This is a genomic window from Bradyrhizobium sp. cf659, assembly GCF_900113725.1.
In the GTDB taxonomy this organism is placed as follows: Bacteria; Pseudomonadota; Alphaproteobacteria; order Rhizobiales; family Xanthobacteraceae; genus Bradyrhizobium.
Window position 1 is genome coordinate 1,641,640 of sequence record NZ_FOQJ01000001.1, and the last position, 15,018, is coordinate 1,656,657.

At 59.9% G+C, this 15,018-nt stretch carries 13 protein-coding genes; 8 read left to right on the top strand and 5 right to left on the bottom strand.

The window, feature by feature from the left end:
- Positions 1-134: 134 nt before the first annotated feature.
- Genes BM118_RS07985 through BM118_RS08000 form a run of 4 tightly spaced genes read left to right on the top strand, consistent with a single transcriptional unit; the run spans position 135 to position 3,562 of the window.
- A complete protein-coding gene (locus tag BM118_RS07985) occupies positions 135-899 on the top strand; it encodes a class I SAM-dependent methyltransferase (RefSeq protein WP_092183758.1) in 765 nt (254 codons plus the stop codon).
- On the top strand, positions 899-1,681 hold the full coding sequence (locus BM118_RS07990) for a transketolase (protein WP_092183760.1): 783 nt from the start codon (positions 899-901) through the stop codon (positions 1,679-1,681). Before BM118_RS07985 ends, BM118_RS07990 begins: the two co-directional genes overlap by 1 nt.
- On the top strand, positions 1,665-2,555 hold the full coding sequence (locus tag BM118_RS07995) for a transketolase family protein (protein ID WP_092183762.1): 891 nt from the start codon (positions 1,665-1,667) through the stop codon (positions 2,553-2,555). The genes BM118_RS07990 and BM118_RS07995 overlap by 17 nt, the downstream gene beginning before the upstream one ends.
- 53 nt (positions 2,556-2,608) lie before the next feature.
- Entirely contained in the window at positions 2,609-3,562 is a 954-nt protein-coding gene (locus tag BM118_RS08000) for an NAD-dependent epimerase/dehydratase family protein (protein WP_092183764.1), read from the top strand.
- A 17-nt stretch (positions 3,563-3,579) separates the two neighbouring features.
- Here the strand turns inward: BM118_RS08000 and BM118_RS08005 are convergent, their stop codons facing one another.
- From BM118_RS08005 to BM118_RS08015, 3 genes are all read right to left on the bottom strand, one after another.
- Positions 3,580-4,512, bottom strand: coding sequence for a methyltransferase domain-containing protein (locus BM118_RS08005; RefSeq protein ID WP_092183766.1), 933 nt, complete (start codon positions 4,510-4,512; stop codon positions 3,580-3,582).
- A gap of 17 nt (positions 4,513-4,529) precedes the next feature.
- Positions 4,530-4,682: a DUF5989 family protein gene (locus tag BM118_RS41265; RefSeq protein ID WP_092183768.1), complete on the bottom strand. Its 153-nt coding sequence runs from the start codon at positions 4,680-4,682 to the stop codon at positions 4,530-4,532.
- 169 nt (positions 4,683-4,851) lie between these two features.
- Positions 4,852-6,627: an SGNH/GDSL hydrolase family protein gene (locus BM118_RS08015; protein WP_143099446.1), complete on the bottom strand. Its 1,776-nt coding sequence runs from the start codon at positions 6,625-6,627 to the stop codon at positions 4,852-4,854.
- A 163-nt stretch (positions 6,628-6,790) separates the two neighbouring features.
- On the opposite strand from BM118_RS08015, the gene BM118_RS08020 reads away from it, so the two are divergent.
- Complete coding sequence (locus BM118_RS08020) at positions 6,791-7,807, top strand: SGNH/GDSL hydrolase family protein (RefSeq protein WP_092183772.1); 1,017 nt, start codon at positions 6,791-6,793, stop codon at positions 7,805-7,807.
- Between the two features lie 3 nt (positions 7,808-7,810).
- Positions 7,811-9,217 (top strand): MBOAT family O-acyltransferase, encoded by a 1,407-nt coding sequence (locus BM118_RS08025; protein WP_092183774.1) that lies wholly within the window; start codon positions 7,811-7,813, stop codon positions 9,215-9,217.
- 34 nt (positions 9,218-9,251) lie between these two features.
- Here the strand turns inward: BM118_RS08025 and cysC are convergent, their stop codons facing one another.
- Complete coding sequence (gene cysC, locus BM118_RS08030) at positions 9,252-11,153, bottom strand: adenylyl-sulfate kinase (protein ID WP_092183776.1); 1,902 nt, start codon at positions 11,151-11,153, stop codon at positions 9,252-9,254.
- Positions 11,137-12,051, bottom strand: coding sequence for a sulfate adenylyltransferase subunit CysD (cysD, locus tag BM118_RS08035; RefSeq protein ID WP_092183778.1), 915 nt, complete (start codon positions 12,049-12,051; stop codon positions 11,137-11,139). The genes cysC and cysD overlap by 17 nt, the downstream gene beginning before the upstream one ends.
- Positions 12,052-12,280: 229 nt before the next feature.
- Between cysD and BM118_RS08040 the strand changes: the two genes are divergently transcribed.
- A complete protein-coding gene (locus BM118_RS08040; RefSeq protein ID WP_092183780.1) occupies positions 12,281-14,125 on the top strand; it encodes a hypothetical protein in 1,845 nt (614 codons plus the stop codon).
- 34 nt (positions 14,126-14,159) lie between these two features.
- A complete protein-coding gene (locus BM118_RS08045) occupies positions 14,160-14,936 on the top strand; it encodes a sulfotransferase family 2 domain-containing protein (protein WP_092183782.1) in 777 nt (258 codons plus the stop codon).
- Positions 14,937-15,018 lie beyond the last annotated feature (82 nt).

Genomic DNA, 15,018 nt, shown 5'->3' on the forward strand with positions numbered 1-15,018 from the left:
CACATTTCAGAGCAACTTCCCGTAGGCGTCGGCGATCTGCGGCACTCACTAGACGCGCCCCTGATCCGCAGTGTAGATAAAATCAGCTGCGAAATCCGGCCACCCCTTCATCCGCGACACCCCAGGCGATCATAATGGCGGACATCAAGACACAGAAGCACGATGCGATCGTGCTTTCGAGCCAAAGCGAGAAGGACCTGCAGCTCAAATTCGTTGAGATGCTCAAGCAGGCTCCGTTGCCGGAGGACGAGCTCCTCGCCAATCTCGGCCTGTTTCTCTCCTCGAAATCGCTTTCGCGGATTCTGTTCTTCTATGAGATCTACCGTAAGATCATCAACACCCATGGTGTGGTGATGGAGTTCGGCGTTCGCTGGGGGCAGACGCTTTCGCTGCTGTCGGCGCTGCGCGGAATTTTCGAGCCTTTCAACCGGCATCGCAAGATCGTCGGCTTCGATACGTTCGCCGGCTTCAAGGGCATGAGCGACAAGGATGGCAAGCTCTGCAAGACCACCGACGGGTCATTCTCGGTCAGCGACAATTATCAACAATATCTCGGCGAGATCCTTGAACTGCAGGAAGCGCTCAACCCGATCTCGCATCTGAAGAAATTCGAGCTGGTGCAGGGCGACGCGACGGAAACGATCCCGGCCTACCTGAAGCGCCAGCCGGAAACCCTGGTGTCGCTCGCGATCTTCGATTTCGACATTTACCAGCCGACCAAGGCAGCGCTCGAGGCGATCAAGCCACATCTGTTCAGAGGCAGCGTACTCGTGTTCGACGAACTCGCGGATGATATCTTCCCCGGCGAGACGATTGCGTTGCGCGAGGTGTTCGACGTCACCAACCTCAGGGTAGAGCGCATGCCGATGACGGCGCGCGTATCCTACGTGGTGCTTTGATGAACGATATCTGCAGAAAGATCCGGTCGGAAATCCTCAACATCTCGCACAAGAGCGGGCATGGCCATATTCCGACGTCATTCTCGATCGTGGAGATGCTGACTGCCGTCTACCAGACCATGCGGCACGATCCCAAGCGGCCCGACATGCCGGAGCGCGATCTGTTCGTCCTGAGCAAGGGGCACGCATCGCTCGGCTTCTATTGCACCCTTGCCGCACACGGCTACTTCAGCTTCGAGGATGTCTATGCGTTCGGCGCATTCGACTCCCGGTTCGGCTGCCACCCTGATCGCACCAAGGTTCCCGGCGTCGAAGCCTCGACCGGTTCGCTTGGCCACGGCATCGGAATCGCAGTCGGCATGGCGTTGGCCGCGAAGATCGCCGGCACGACGCGCAAGGTCTACACCCTGATTGGCGACGGGGAATCCAATGAGGGCAGCGTCTGGGAAGCGATCATGGTCGCGGTCAACACCAAGCTCGACAATCTGACGGTCCTGTACGACAACAACCAGTCACAGGGACGCTGCCTGCCAATCATGAATCCGGCCGAGCGCTTTCGCGCGTTTGGCTGCGACGTGGCGGAGATGCACGGCCATGATCTGCCGGCAATCAAGCAGGCGCTCACCAAGCCGGCCGACCGGGTTCGTGTCGTCGTCTGCAATACCGTGAAGGGCTATGGCTGCCAAACCCTCTCCGAGAATGTCTACGAATGGCACCGCCGCGCACCGAAACCGGACGAACTGAACAAGCTTCAAGAGGAGCTCCATGCGGGCGCAATTTAAGAACACCGTCTCGGAGCTGGCCGCGCAGGACGACAGCATCGTCATCGTGCTCGGCGACATCAGCGTGTACATGTTCAAGGACTTTTGGGAGAAGCACCCGAACCGGTTCTACAACATGGGCATCTGCGAAAACACGCTGGTCAGCGTCACCGCGGGCCTGAGCTCGCAGGGTTTCAGCCCGTTCGTGCATACGATCTGTCCCTTCCTGACCGATCGCAGCCTCGAGCAGATCAAGCTCGACATGTGCTACAACAATTTCGCCGGCAACATCGTGACCTGCGGCGCGACCTTCGATTACGCCTGGGACGGCGCCACCCACCATGCCTATACCGATCTCGCCTCGTTGCGCATGCTGCCGAACATGGAAGTCCTCCATCTCGGCTCCAAGCGGGAGGTGGATGCGCTGATCCGGTCGCAATACAAGAGCCCGCGGCCGACCTACTACCGGCTGTCGGATCATCCGCATACGATCGAGACCAATACCGAGTTCGGCAAAGGCACGGTGCTGAAAAACGAAGGCGCACCGCTGACCGTGATGACCGCAGGCCCGATCCTCACCAACGTGATGGAGGCGTGCCGCGACCTGCCGGTCAACCTCGTCTACTTCCATACGCTCAAGCCGATCGACAAGGCGCTGATCGAGCAGTTCCGCGATACCGAGATCCTGGTCGTTCATGACGCCTACGGACTTTACGAAGCGATTTCCGAAGTCCCGGCCCTGCGCATGCGCTATCACGGCCTGCCGGATGCATTCTGCGGCTGGTACGGGACGGTGCACGACATCCGCAAGCGCATCGGCCTGGATCCAGCATCGATCCGAGGTGCTGTCCAGACGTTGCTCGAGGACCGCTCGCAGGCAACGCGGCCTCGCTGAACACGACGGAGATCACACCGCGCCCGGTCGCGCAGACGGGTTTTGAGCCGCTGATGTTTTTTCAACACCGCCTTTCTCTGGTGACCGGGGGAACCGGGTTTATCGGCACCCACCTCGCCCAGGCGCTCCTGAATGCAGGCGGCCGCGTGCGCCTTGCCGTTCACCAGCGCGCACCGATCATTTCCGATTCCAGCGTGGAGACCGTCCATGGCGATCTTGCCGACCCGCAGGATTGCCTGAGAGCAATGCAGGGCGTGCAATTCGTCTTCCACGCGGCAGGCGCAGTGTCGGGCGTCGGGGTGTCACCGGAAGACGCCATGGCCGGGATCGTCAAGAACCTGAATTTGACCGCGCAGGTGCTGCACGCCGCCTGGGCGGCCAAAGTCGAACGCATCCTGATCTTCAGCAGCAGCACGGTCTATCCCGCAACCGATCACCCGATCCGGGAAGACGAGTTGTGCGAACAACCGCCGCCTCCCTCCTATCTCGGCTATGGCCGGATGCGTCGCTATTTCGAGCATCTCGCCGAATTCGTCGCCAGCCGATCGACAGTCAAGGTCGCGCTGGTGCGGCCAACGGCGGTCTACGGCCCGTATGATGATTTCGACCCGAGCCGCAGCCACGTTATTCCCGCGCTGGTGCGCAAGGCCGTCGAAAAGGCCAACCCGTTCGAGGTGTGGGGAAGCGGCAACGAAATGCGCGATTTTCTCCACGTCGAGGATTTCGCGCGCGGCTGCCTGCTCGCGATCGAAAAGCATGCGGTCTGCGATCCCATCAATATCGGATATGGGTCGGCCGTTTCGATTCGTGAGGTGGTCGAGACCATCCTCAAAGCGGCGGGCCATGACGTTTCGCCCCGCTTCGATTCTTCAAAGCCGACGACGATCCCGATCCGGACGGTCGACACGTCAAAGGCCAGGCGGGTGCTCGGCTTTGAGCCGCATATCCCAATCGAGGCCGGATTGAGCGACCTCGTTCACTGGTACGCCGCGCGGGCGGCAAGCTAGAGCCACGTGATGACCGCTCAGACCGGTCGCCAGATCGTCTGCGAATAGCCTTCGTGCAAGAGACTGCCGAATTCCACGCGATGTTCCTTGAGGATTTCGATGCGCCCTTCCTCTTGCAAGGCGTGGAGCGCGCGCGGCATTCCATGCAGGAAGTTACGGATCGCGTGCCCGCGCATGGCCAGATGATCTATGAAATTGGCGGGGTCATACCACTCGTAGATCGGCTCGACGAAAACACACAGCCTGGGACGCTTCGCGAGCAGAAACTCGACGAAGGCGCCGAACGAATCCGACACCTGTTCGAGGGCGGCAAACGTGTAGACGACACTGTTGCGCGGAATTTCAATATCGTAGTCGGGCTTGTAGAAATCGAACAGTCGCCCTTCGGTGTTCCAGCCGCGCAATTTCTTCATGTTGTTGATGATCTCGCAGGACGGTTCGGCCCAGTCGAGGCCCGTGATTTTCTTGTCCGGAAACATCTGCGCGAGCACGCCGACGTGGCCACCGGAGCCGCATCCGAATTCGAAGATCTGCTCGCTGTCCGCCATATAGGTGCGGAACAGCCATTCCTGATACACCTTGCGCCAGTTCTGCTCGAAGTTCGGTTCGACCGGCTGGGCATACCGCCGGTACAGCCGGACCGGCATGTTCGGCCGAACATATTTCGGCGCCAGCGCGTCGACATCGCCCTTGCTGGTCACGAAATCAGTGAGGTTCTCGCCCCATCCCTTGACCCAGCGCGACTTGTCGCCGGGCACAACGATCGAAAACTCCTTGCGGCGGATGCGCTCGAGCAAGCCGGTCACGACATCGTCGAGCTGCTCGCCTTCGATCCAGTCATATCGCCAGTCGCATCGCGCGATCTCGGCGAGGCAGCCTGGCGGCAGCTGATCCTCGGGATGTCCCAGAAGGCGCGCGAAGTCTTTCGTCTCAAGCGAATGGCTCGTCATGACCTGATGCTGTCCATCTAGAAAATTGCGTAAATGAAGGGCGCGACCGCAGAGCCTTTCGACAATACCAGCAGCGAGCCGAATAGCAGCATCATGATGAAGATCGGCAATAGCCAGAACTTCTTCCGCACTCGCAGGAACATCCAGAATTCGCTCAGAAACGAGAGCATGTCCAACCCCAGAAGCGATGATGCATCGAGTCCGGGCAGGACGCCGACAGCTTTCGCGGTGATAACAGGTTTCTGCGAAACTATCGCATGTCTCAGGTCGATCCGGAACAGATTTTAGTGGCCGTGGTTTGCCACCTCCGATAGTCCAGGGGTTCGCAGACCCAAGGTGCTAGTGGAAGGACGGAAGCCCCAGCGAAATATTCCGCTTCTCGACGGCTCCGGCCGCCAGATAGTGCTCAATTCCGGACCGGAACATCTTGCTGGTGATCGCGTTTCGTACGTCCCCGTAGGGGATGATGTAACCTTCTTCATCCCACCCGGAGAACCCGCCTCGCCGGTTCTCGAGCGCACCGACCTTCATATAGTGCTCCTCGCCGCTGCCATACTTGCCAGCCTTCACCGCCGCGGCAACGTCCGGGTTTGCTGCCAGATAGGTTTCCTCAATCCACCGCATGGGCATCCCCTTGCGGCGCCCTTCCGCCCGTCCCTGCCTGACGTAGTGCTCATATCCGCTGGCGAAGGCGCCCGAGCGGATCAAGGCGGCGACGTCCGGATTGTCTTCGAGATACGCTTTCTCATTCCAGCTGGGAAACCCGCTGTGGCGGAACTGAAGGAAGCCCACAGCCCGGTAATGCTCGAAACCGTTCTTGAACTTGCCCTCTGAGATCAGGTCACCCACGTCCGGATTGGCCGACAAATAGGCGGCTTCTTTCCAATCGTGCGGCGTTCCAGGAATATGGCTCCGGCGCCAGTCCGGCAACACCTTCCCGGCATAGAGAGCACGTACGATCTCGTCCGCCATCCGGCCGGCCATCATCTCGCCGCCGGTGCTCAGCTCGAGAGTTTCGTACTTCATGTGCGCGAGATCCTCGAAAACCTGTTCGCGGGTAAACATCAAGCTCAAATCGACATAATGGTACGACGGGTTGCGGTCCGCCGCAGCCTGCAGCTTCGAACGCACGACCGGATAGACTTCGTCCATCCATTTCAGCAACGAGGGTTCCGTCCTCTTGATAACCTCCTTGTCCACCTCACCCACGATCTTGTGCTGGAGTGAGAAATAGGGCTGGAGGAATCCCACGAACTTGGCGCCCGCTCCTTCCGCGAGATACGACATCGCCAGCTGATTGCTGACGTAAGTATCGAGCCGTTCGAGGTTCGCGGTGGAATAGCCCTCGCTCGTGGGCCTGCCGGTCACACCCTGGAACGGATGCATAGCCTGAGGCGCCCCGAGCAATGGCGAGGCCAGCCGAACCAGCGCAGAGCCGGCTGCAAGCTGTTGCAGGACACCTTGCTGCTGTATCTTTCCAGTTCGCGGATCGAACGCCTTGGCCATATCGACCTGCGTCTTGTAATATAGCGAGTGCTTGAAAAGACCTTCTCCGAACCGCAAGATCGTTCGATCGTCCAGCACAAGCATATCGTTGATCCCGTTCAGCGAGGTCACGACATCGGGCCGGAATTGCATGGCATCGTGCGCCAGAGTGCCCAGAGACACGCTCGAGAAGCCGGCGCCGACCGACGTGTTGATGACCTCCCACTCCTCGTCCGTCCGGAGCTCGAGCGCCCGCTTGAGCTCGCCCCCGAGAGAAGCCTCCTCGCGACAGCCCCAGCAAGAAAACCCGACACTGTCGCCCAGCAAGATCGCGCGTCTGACCGATTTGCTGCGCTCGATTTTGGGCTCCGGACCGCGCCACCCCCAACTGTTGATAACGATCGGCACCCAATTGCCTAGCTCGTACCGGAATCCGGGCGTGTTGCGAAATCCGGCCCACGGATGGAAGGCGCCGTATTGATTTTGGACCGTGATCTTCCTCGCCTCGGGGGGCGGGGGCGCGATCGAACGCGCCCACCATTCACCGATCAGCAGACAGACGACCGTTAGCAGAAGGGTGTTCCCGACGATCAGCGACGTCGTTCGCAAAAAGCTTCCCAGCGTGGTCAAATACCGCACCGCCAAAACCACCTTCCGCAAGAAAGACTGATAGATTCAGAATAAAGCTGGCCGCTGTTGCGCATGTCAATCCCTGGTCGCCGGCAGGCAGTGGACGTCGCCCCTGCGAAACGATACAGGTTGCATCATTGCAGCGATATTCGGGATAGTAGATATGAAGAGCGGGTCGACACTGGACCAGGGCCGCGTCAGGATCTTCGTGTCCGGCGCGTTGACCGTCATCCTGACCCTCTTGATATGCGCCGCCGCCGCCGAGGGCATGCTCCGGCTGAAGAACGCCTCGATGCGGAACTACGATATCGAGATGTGGCGTTATAGCCGCGAGCTCAAGTTTGCCAGCGAGCTTGCCGTCCTCGGCCACGAGCACCAGCCGAATGCAAAGGCGACGCTGCAATCGGTCGAAATACGCACCAATGCCTGGGGACTTCGCGGCGGCAACGTGAGCGAGACCCCTGCCCCGGGCCGCCGGCGCGTCTTGATGCTCGGCAGCTCGATTGCCCTGGGGTGGGGTGTGCCGGAGGAAAGCGTCGTATCCAGTCGGCTGCAGGCAAAATTCGAGGCCGCTGGACAAGACGTCGAGATCCTCAATGCCGGCATCGGCAACTACAATACCGAACGCTACGTCGAACGGTTTCTCCACCGGCTGACGCCGCTAAAGCCGACCGACCTGCTGGTTCTTGCCTTCGTCAGGGATGGTGAACCGCTCGAGCAAGGCGGTGGAAATTTTCTGCTGCGCAACAGTCAGCTCGCCCTGACCGCCTGGACCGTGGTCAATCGCGTGTTCGGCGAGAGCGGCGAGAAAAGTCTCGTTGCGCATTATCAGCGGATTTATGCGCCGGGTTCATCCGCAGTGACCAGAATGAATGTGGAATTCGCCAAACTCGCCGCCTATGCACGGGAGCATCGTATCCGCGTCACGCTCGCGATGGTGCCGGACATCCATAATCTGGATCACTATCCTCTACAGTTTGTTCACGACATCTTCAGCAAGACGGCCCGCGACAATGGCTTCGCCTATGTGGACCTGCTTCCCGCGCTGAATGGAATAGCTTCCAGCGATATCTGGGCGATGCCCGGCGACCCTCACCCGAACGCGCGGGGACACGCGCTGATGGCAGAGGCCATTTATCCGGTCCTGGCTTCGCCAGCCACGCGTTCCAAGGAAGAATGACAGGTGCTGTTCAGCTCGCCGGCCTTCATCCTCTTCCTCGGCTGCTATCTGCCCCTGCATTGGCTCACTCCGAAGCATCTGCGCATCTACACGATGATCGCAGGCAGTGCCGTGTTCTATGGTTATTGGAACTGGGCCTACGCGGGCTTGCCGGTCGTTCTCACCCTCGTGACATTTATCGCAACAGCCTGGACGACATCAGCCGCCCCGGAGCGCCGCCGATGGCGGCTCGGCATCAGCGTGCTGATGCTGCTCACGCCGTTGTTGTTCTTCAAATATACCAACTTCATCTGGAATGGCGTGATCGGCGCCGTGAGCCGTCTGGCCGGCGTTGCAAACGATGAAAGACTGTTGAGCCTCGGGCTGCCGCTCGGCATTTCGTTCGTCACCTTCACGCTGATCGCCTACCTGGTCGATGTTTCAACAGGCAAGTATCCGCATCGATCATCGCTTCGCTGGCTGCTCGGATATGTGCTGTTCTTTCCTCATCTGATTGCCGGCCCGATTCTGCGTCCCCACGAACTGATCCCGCAACTGCATCGGCAAATGCCGATCCTGCGCCGGAATATCTTGCCCGGCCTGGCGCTCTTCACGGTCGGCCTCATCAAGAAGCTGGTATTTGCCGACCCGATCGGATCGGTCGTCTCCGAGATCTATGCCCGGCCGGCCGGGCTCGGCACGGCCGAATATCTATTCGCACTCTATGGGTACTCGGTGCAGATCTATTGCGATTTCAGCGGCTACACCGATATGGCCATCGGTCTCGCACGACTGATCGGCGTACGCTTGCCGGGCAATTTCCGGCGCCCCTATTTGGCGACCTCGATCGGCGATTTCTGGCGCCGCTGGCATATCACGCTATCTCATTGGCTGCGTAATTACGTCTACATTCCCCTCGGCGGAAGCAGGGATGGCGACGCCAGGACCTTGCGCAACATTCTGCTGACCATGGCGTTGGGCGGCCTGTGGCATGGCGCCAACTGGACGTTTCTGGTGTGGGGCATTCTGCACGGGGTGGGCGTGGCGGCGAGCCGACTCCAGGCGCGGCTGCCATTCGGCGGGCTGAAGCCACCTCGATGGGTCCTCGTCTTTCTGACCTTTCATGTCGTCGCCCTGCTCTGGGTTTTCTTCCGGGCCCAGGATTTCGGTTCGGCACTCACCATACTCTCGGGCTGCCTCTTCTCGTGGTCGTTCGCCAACGCATCGACGTTTCTGACGGCGCACGCGTTCGAGCTCACGCTGATTGTCGGCTTCTTTCTGCTTCACCCGTGGGACGATGCACGCCGCGTGCGCATTGCTGCCCGGAAAGCCCCTCCGCTCGTGGTCTACACCGTCATGGCGGTCGCGTGTGTTCTGGCATATTCGATTGGCTCGCAGAGCTCGAACCAATTCATCTACTTCGAGTTCTAGCGCCGACCAGTTTCCTTGCGGGTTGGACGCCAGGTCAATCCAACACGCCACGCTGCCGCAGAAATTGCATGATCCGGTCGGCGAGATGTTCGGCGCCCTCAACCGCCGTGTTGAGGATCAATTCCGGATCCTCGGGGCGCTCATAGGGCGAGTCGATGCCGGTGAAGTTGCGGAATTCACCGCGCCTTGCCTTGCGGTAGAGCCCCTTCGGATCGCGATGCTCGCAGATTTCGAGCGGTGCATCGACGAATATCTCGATGAATTCACCTTGCTCGACGATTGCACGCGCCATCCGTCGTTCAGCGCGGAACGGCGAGATCAACGCAACCAGCGTGATCAGGCCGGCGTCGACAAAAAGCTTGGCCGTCTCGGCGACGCGGCGGACGTTTTCCACCCGGTCAGCTTCCGTGAAGCCGAGGTCGCGATTCAATCCCTGACGAACATTGTCGCCGTCGAGCAGGTATGTTCGCTTGCCCAACGCGTGCAGCTTCCGTTCGAGCAAATTCGCGATCGTTGACTTTCCCGCACCCGACAACCCCGTGAACCAGACGATGACAGGACGCTGGCGGTTCAACTGCGCACGTGCAGCCTTGGTGACGTCGAAATCGGCATGGTGAATGTTGGCGGCGCGGTTGAGGCCGAAGCGGATCATGCCGGCCCCGACGGTCTCGTTGGTAAACCGATCGATCAGGATAAAGCCGCCGGTCGTCCGGTTCTCCTGATAAGGGTCGACCGCGATCGGCTCGACGGTCGCAATGTTGACACAGGCGATCTCATTGAGCGCAAGCTGCCTGGCCGCCAAATGCGCATAATTCGTAACGTCGACGCGGTACTTCAGAGTTGTAATCGTGGCCCCGACGATCCGGCTGCCGCACTTCAACAAATAGCTGCGTCCCGGCAGCAAGGGAGCCTCCGACATCCAGACGAGGTCACAGGCGAACGCGTCGGCGATTTGCGGCGGTTTGTCCGGGCTGGCGAGCAGGTCTCCGCGCGAGACGTCGATATCGTCGGCCAGCAACACCGTGACGGCATCGCCCGCACCGGCCCGCGCCAGGTCGCCGTCCATCGACACGATCCGCTCAATTCGCGTCCGAACGTTGGTCCGCGCAATCAGGACCTCGTCGCCGGGACGCAATTCGCCGGATGCCACCGTCCCGGCATAACCGCGAAACGTCGCATCCGGCCGATTGACCCATTGCACGGGCATCCGGAGCGGCCGCTGCGGCGCATCTGGGTTGATCTCTACGACTTCGAGCTGCTCCAGCAGCGTGGGCCCGTGATACCAGGCCATGCGGTCGCTGCGCCGTGTGATATTATCGCCCAGCACGGCGGATGTCGGTATCGCTACGACGCTCCGAAAATGAAGAGAAGCGGAGAACCCGGCAAAGGCATCGCGGATGCCGTTGAAAACGCTCTCCTCGAAATTGACGAGATCCATCTTGTTGACGGCGAGGACAATGTCCCGGATTCCAAGCAGTGCGCAGATAAAGCTGTGCCGCTGGGTCTGCTCCAGCATTTCCTTGCCGGCATCCACGAGCAGAACGGCCAAATCCGCGTTCGACGCCCCCGTCACCATGTTGCGGGTGTAATGCAGATGACCGGGCGTATCGGCGACGATGAAACGCCGGCGCGGCGTCGCAAAGTGATGATAGCCGACATCGATCGTGATGCCCTGCTCGCGCTCGGCCTGCAACCCGTCGAGCAACAGCGCGGCGTCAGGCGCGTCACCGGTCGTCCCTGCGACCTTCGAATCCCGCTCCAGCGCCTGCCGGCGGTCCGTGAACACTGCGCCGCAATCGAGCAACAGTCGCCCGATCAATGTCGATTTGCCGTCATCGACCGATCCACAGGTGATGAGACGCAGCAAGTCGCGCTGGACCGGGCCCGCCCCCCGACCTGACGGCGGCTTGGCCTTCGGATCAGAAATAGCCTTCACGCTTCTTTCTTTCCATCGATCCAGACTGATCGAAATCAATTAGCCGGCCCTGCCGCTCGGACATCAAAACCGTCTCCAGCTCGCGCACGATATCGCTGACCGTCACTGCACTGGACTCGATCGCGCCGGTCAGCGGATAGCAGCCCAGCGTGCGGAAACGGATGTCGAGATCCTGTACCACCTCACCGGCCCCGATCGGAAGCCGCGCATCATCGACCATGATGAGATTTCCGCCACGCCTTACCACCGGCCGTCGCGCCGCAAAGTACAGCGGGACGACCGGAATATTCTCATATTCGATGTAGCGCCAGACATCGAGTTCGGTCCAATTGGAGAGCGGAAAGACGCGAATGGATTCACCTGGTGCAATTCGGCAGTTGAAGATATTCCACAATTCCGGACGCTGGTTTCTCGGATCCCAGACATGGTTTTTCGAGCGAAACGAGAACACGCGCTCCTTGGACCGGCTCAATTCCTCGTCACGGCGCGCCCCACCGAGCGCAGCATCGAATCCATGCGCAGCCAGCGCCTGTTTCAACGCGTCGGTCTTCATCACGCCAGTATAGGCAGCGGAGCCGTGCTGAATTGGGTTGATGCCCTGCTCGACCCCTGCGCGATTGACGTGGACGATCAGCTCGAGCCCGAGACGCTCCGCGGTTTCATCGCGAAACTGGATCATGTCGCGGAATTTCCAGGTGGTGTCGACATGCAGCAGCGGGAATGGCAGTTTCGCCGGATAGAACGCCTTGCGTGCCAGATGCAGCATGACCGAGGAGTCCTTGCCGATCGAATAGAGCATGACCGGCTTGCGGCACTCGGCGACGACTTCACGGAAGATGAAGATCGCTTCCGCTTCCAGGCGGCGCAGATCGGCGGGTAGATGTTCCATCACCGACATCCCCCCTTGCCGGGATCGGCGCATCCAGGACATTCACCTCGTGCAATGCATACCGGGAGCATATCAAAACTTGCCACACGATCACGAAACAAACCAGCATGCTTTACTAGTGGATTTCCGGCTACCTCGCCATGGGCTTGGGCTTGGCAGCAGAGGCCGAATTACGCAGACTGTTCGTTCCAGTGCGGAGTGGTTATAGTCGGAACATGCAACTGATCGGGACATCAGCTTGACGCTCATTTGGCAATCCGGCGATGTGCCATTCGGGACCGAGGCCACGAGACCGCAGACCGGTTATCGCCGATTCGCATTTGCCGTACTGGCATTCCTGTTGATTCCACCGGCGGCCTTCGCCGGCTTTACGATCGCGGTCGATCCTTATTTCGTTTGGGGATCGCCGAGTTGGCCCGGCATCAATGTGGTGCGCCCCGCCTACGAGCCGAAGGTGATCATAGCCAAGCCGTACCAGGTCGCCCGCCTGCACCCGAGTGCCGTATCATTGGGAAGTTCGCGCGTCGAGGTCGGTCTCGATCCCAGGCACAAGGGCTGGACGCCAGGCACTGTCTTCAACTTCGCCCTTCCCTCCTCCAATTCCTACGCCGTGATGCTCGCATTCCTGCATGCGCAGAAGTATGGCGCCCCGCTGAAGCAGGCCGTCGTCGGCCTCGATTTCTTTGCCTACAATATCAACTTTCCACTCGCTTCCACGGTGCAGGAACAGCGCTTTGACGAAGGCGCCGTTCGGGAATTTGTCCAATATCTCGACGGCGCGCTTCCTGGCCGCCCCAAATCCGCGGCGACGCCGGCCACTACGGGCGACTGGAATGAAGCGCTCTATCTTGCCGTCAATGCGGATGTGAAAGCGGCCCTCCTTCGCAAGGAATTCAAATCCGGCCGGGAGCATTTCGAGCTCGCTGGCCGGGCCGAAGGCCGCAAGGGGGCCACGGTGCCCGCGGATTGGGATGAGGTAGGCTATCTCCAGGTCAATCCCGACGTGGCAGCCGCCATCAAGGAGGGCACTTTCGTAAACGGCTACCACCATTGGCTGGCAGCCGGACAGACAGAAGGACGACTGGGCGGGTTCAGGCCCGTGGATTGGGATGAAGCGCGATATCTCGTCGCCAATCCCTTCGTGAGGATTCGAATAGCGCGCGGCGAATATCGCGACGGCTACCTGCACTACGCTGCGATAGGCCGCAAGCAGGGCCTCCGTGGAGCCACCCCTCCCACAAACGTGCTCGACCGCCTGTTGCTGCAGTACCCCACGTTAAGCCACGCGGTCTATGTCGCCAGCGAACGGTTCAGTCTGCTGTTCTCGACCACAACTCTGCGCGACGCCATCGCGACGCTCCGCCGGCAATCGGAGCCGGCCGATTTTGATTCGCAGGGCATGCGGGTCTGGCACGGTCAGGAAGCAGTCCTGGATCGCGTCGGCGGCGCGACCGCGGTCATTCACAGGCTCCAGAAGGCATGGAATCCCATGCTGGTTGCGCCAAAAATGCAATACTGCTTCACCAATCCCGAAACGGGAATGACGACGTTCGATCCGTATCGTTTCATGATCCGGAAGGCGTACGCCGAGGGCACCGATCTGCGGCTGTTTCTTACACCACTTCATGCCGTGGTACGCGCCACGATCGAAGCTCTGGGGCTCGGAGAGCGCTACGCGTTCTGGCTCAAGGAATTGGTACGGATCAACGAAGAAGAGGCATCGAAAGCCGGACACCAACCCTTCCCTCTTTGGGACTTCAGTGCGCCCAGCTCCATTACCACCGAACCAGTACCGAATCTCGGTGACCGTTCGCCGATGCGCTGGTTTTGGGAGCGGTCGCACTATCGAAAGCAAACAGGCGACTTCATTCTTGACCGGGTGTTCGATTATAGTGGTCCGAGTCGTGCGGTTCCCGCCGATTTTGGCGTTCGCCTGACATCGGCGAACATCGATGCACATTTGGCCGAGGGAGCGAACAGTCTCGCAAAATGGGCCGCGCAATCCGAGCTGGCTTCCAACATAGCACGTGAAGCAGGCAAACCGAGTAAATTCAACCAGCAGGCCAACGCAACATGCTGGTAGCCACCCCGCGAATGACTGGTCCCAAGTTGCCTCGATGAACGTCTACAGCTTCGACGATTTGCTCCATCGGCGCGAGCCGTTGGCTCCGCCGCTAATCCACGTCCATGTCCAGAAGGCTGCCGGCTCCACACTGAACGGGCTTCTGATGAAGAATTACAAGATGCGGGTTTCTTCGCGCGGCGTCGATTTTATTCCTCGGTTCACCAAAGCTGAAATCATCACTCTTGCCGGGCCGCCGCGATCAGAAGATGATCGGGTCCGCCCAAGCTTTTTCACTGGCCATATCGATCTGGACAACGAAATATTCGGCCTGATGCCCGGCCGCTTCGTAACCGTTGCGGTCCTGCGCGATCCGGTTGAGCGCGTGATTTCCCACTATCGCTTCAACTCGACGCAACCGGACGTGTTCCGGAACACCATCAACAAAGAGGGCATGTCCGTCCTCGACTATCATCACAAGTTCGCAGGTGCGATTGGTACTCAGTTCGGCGTATTCGCGCCAAATGGGTCCGTCAACGATGCCGTGCGGCGGCTGGAGCATGAGGTGTCGCACTTCGGCCTTTCATCGAAGTGCGACGAATTTACCGCGGCGCTTTCATCGCTGCTCGGGTTTCAAACGTGGGTCTACAAATCCTTGAATAGAACGCCGTTCGACGCGGCCAAAGTGAGCCGTGAAGAGGTCTCCGAACTGAAAGTCATCCTGGCTGACGACATCGCGTTCTATGAGGAAGCCGTCGCACTTTACGATCGAAGGAAGCCGCACTTCCCCTCGTTCATAGCCCAGCACGAGTGGACCAAATTCTACACTTAGCCGAGAAACCGCGCAGTTCGGCCCTGGTTGGCTAGTGCCGTCGCTACCCATGATATGCAAATCCAGCGCACCAAAGCGAAAC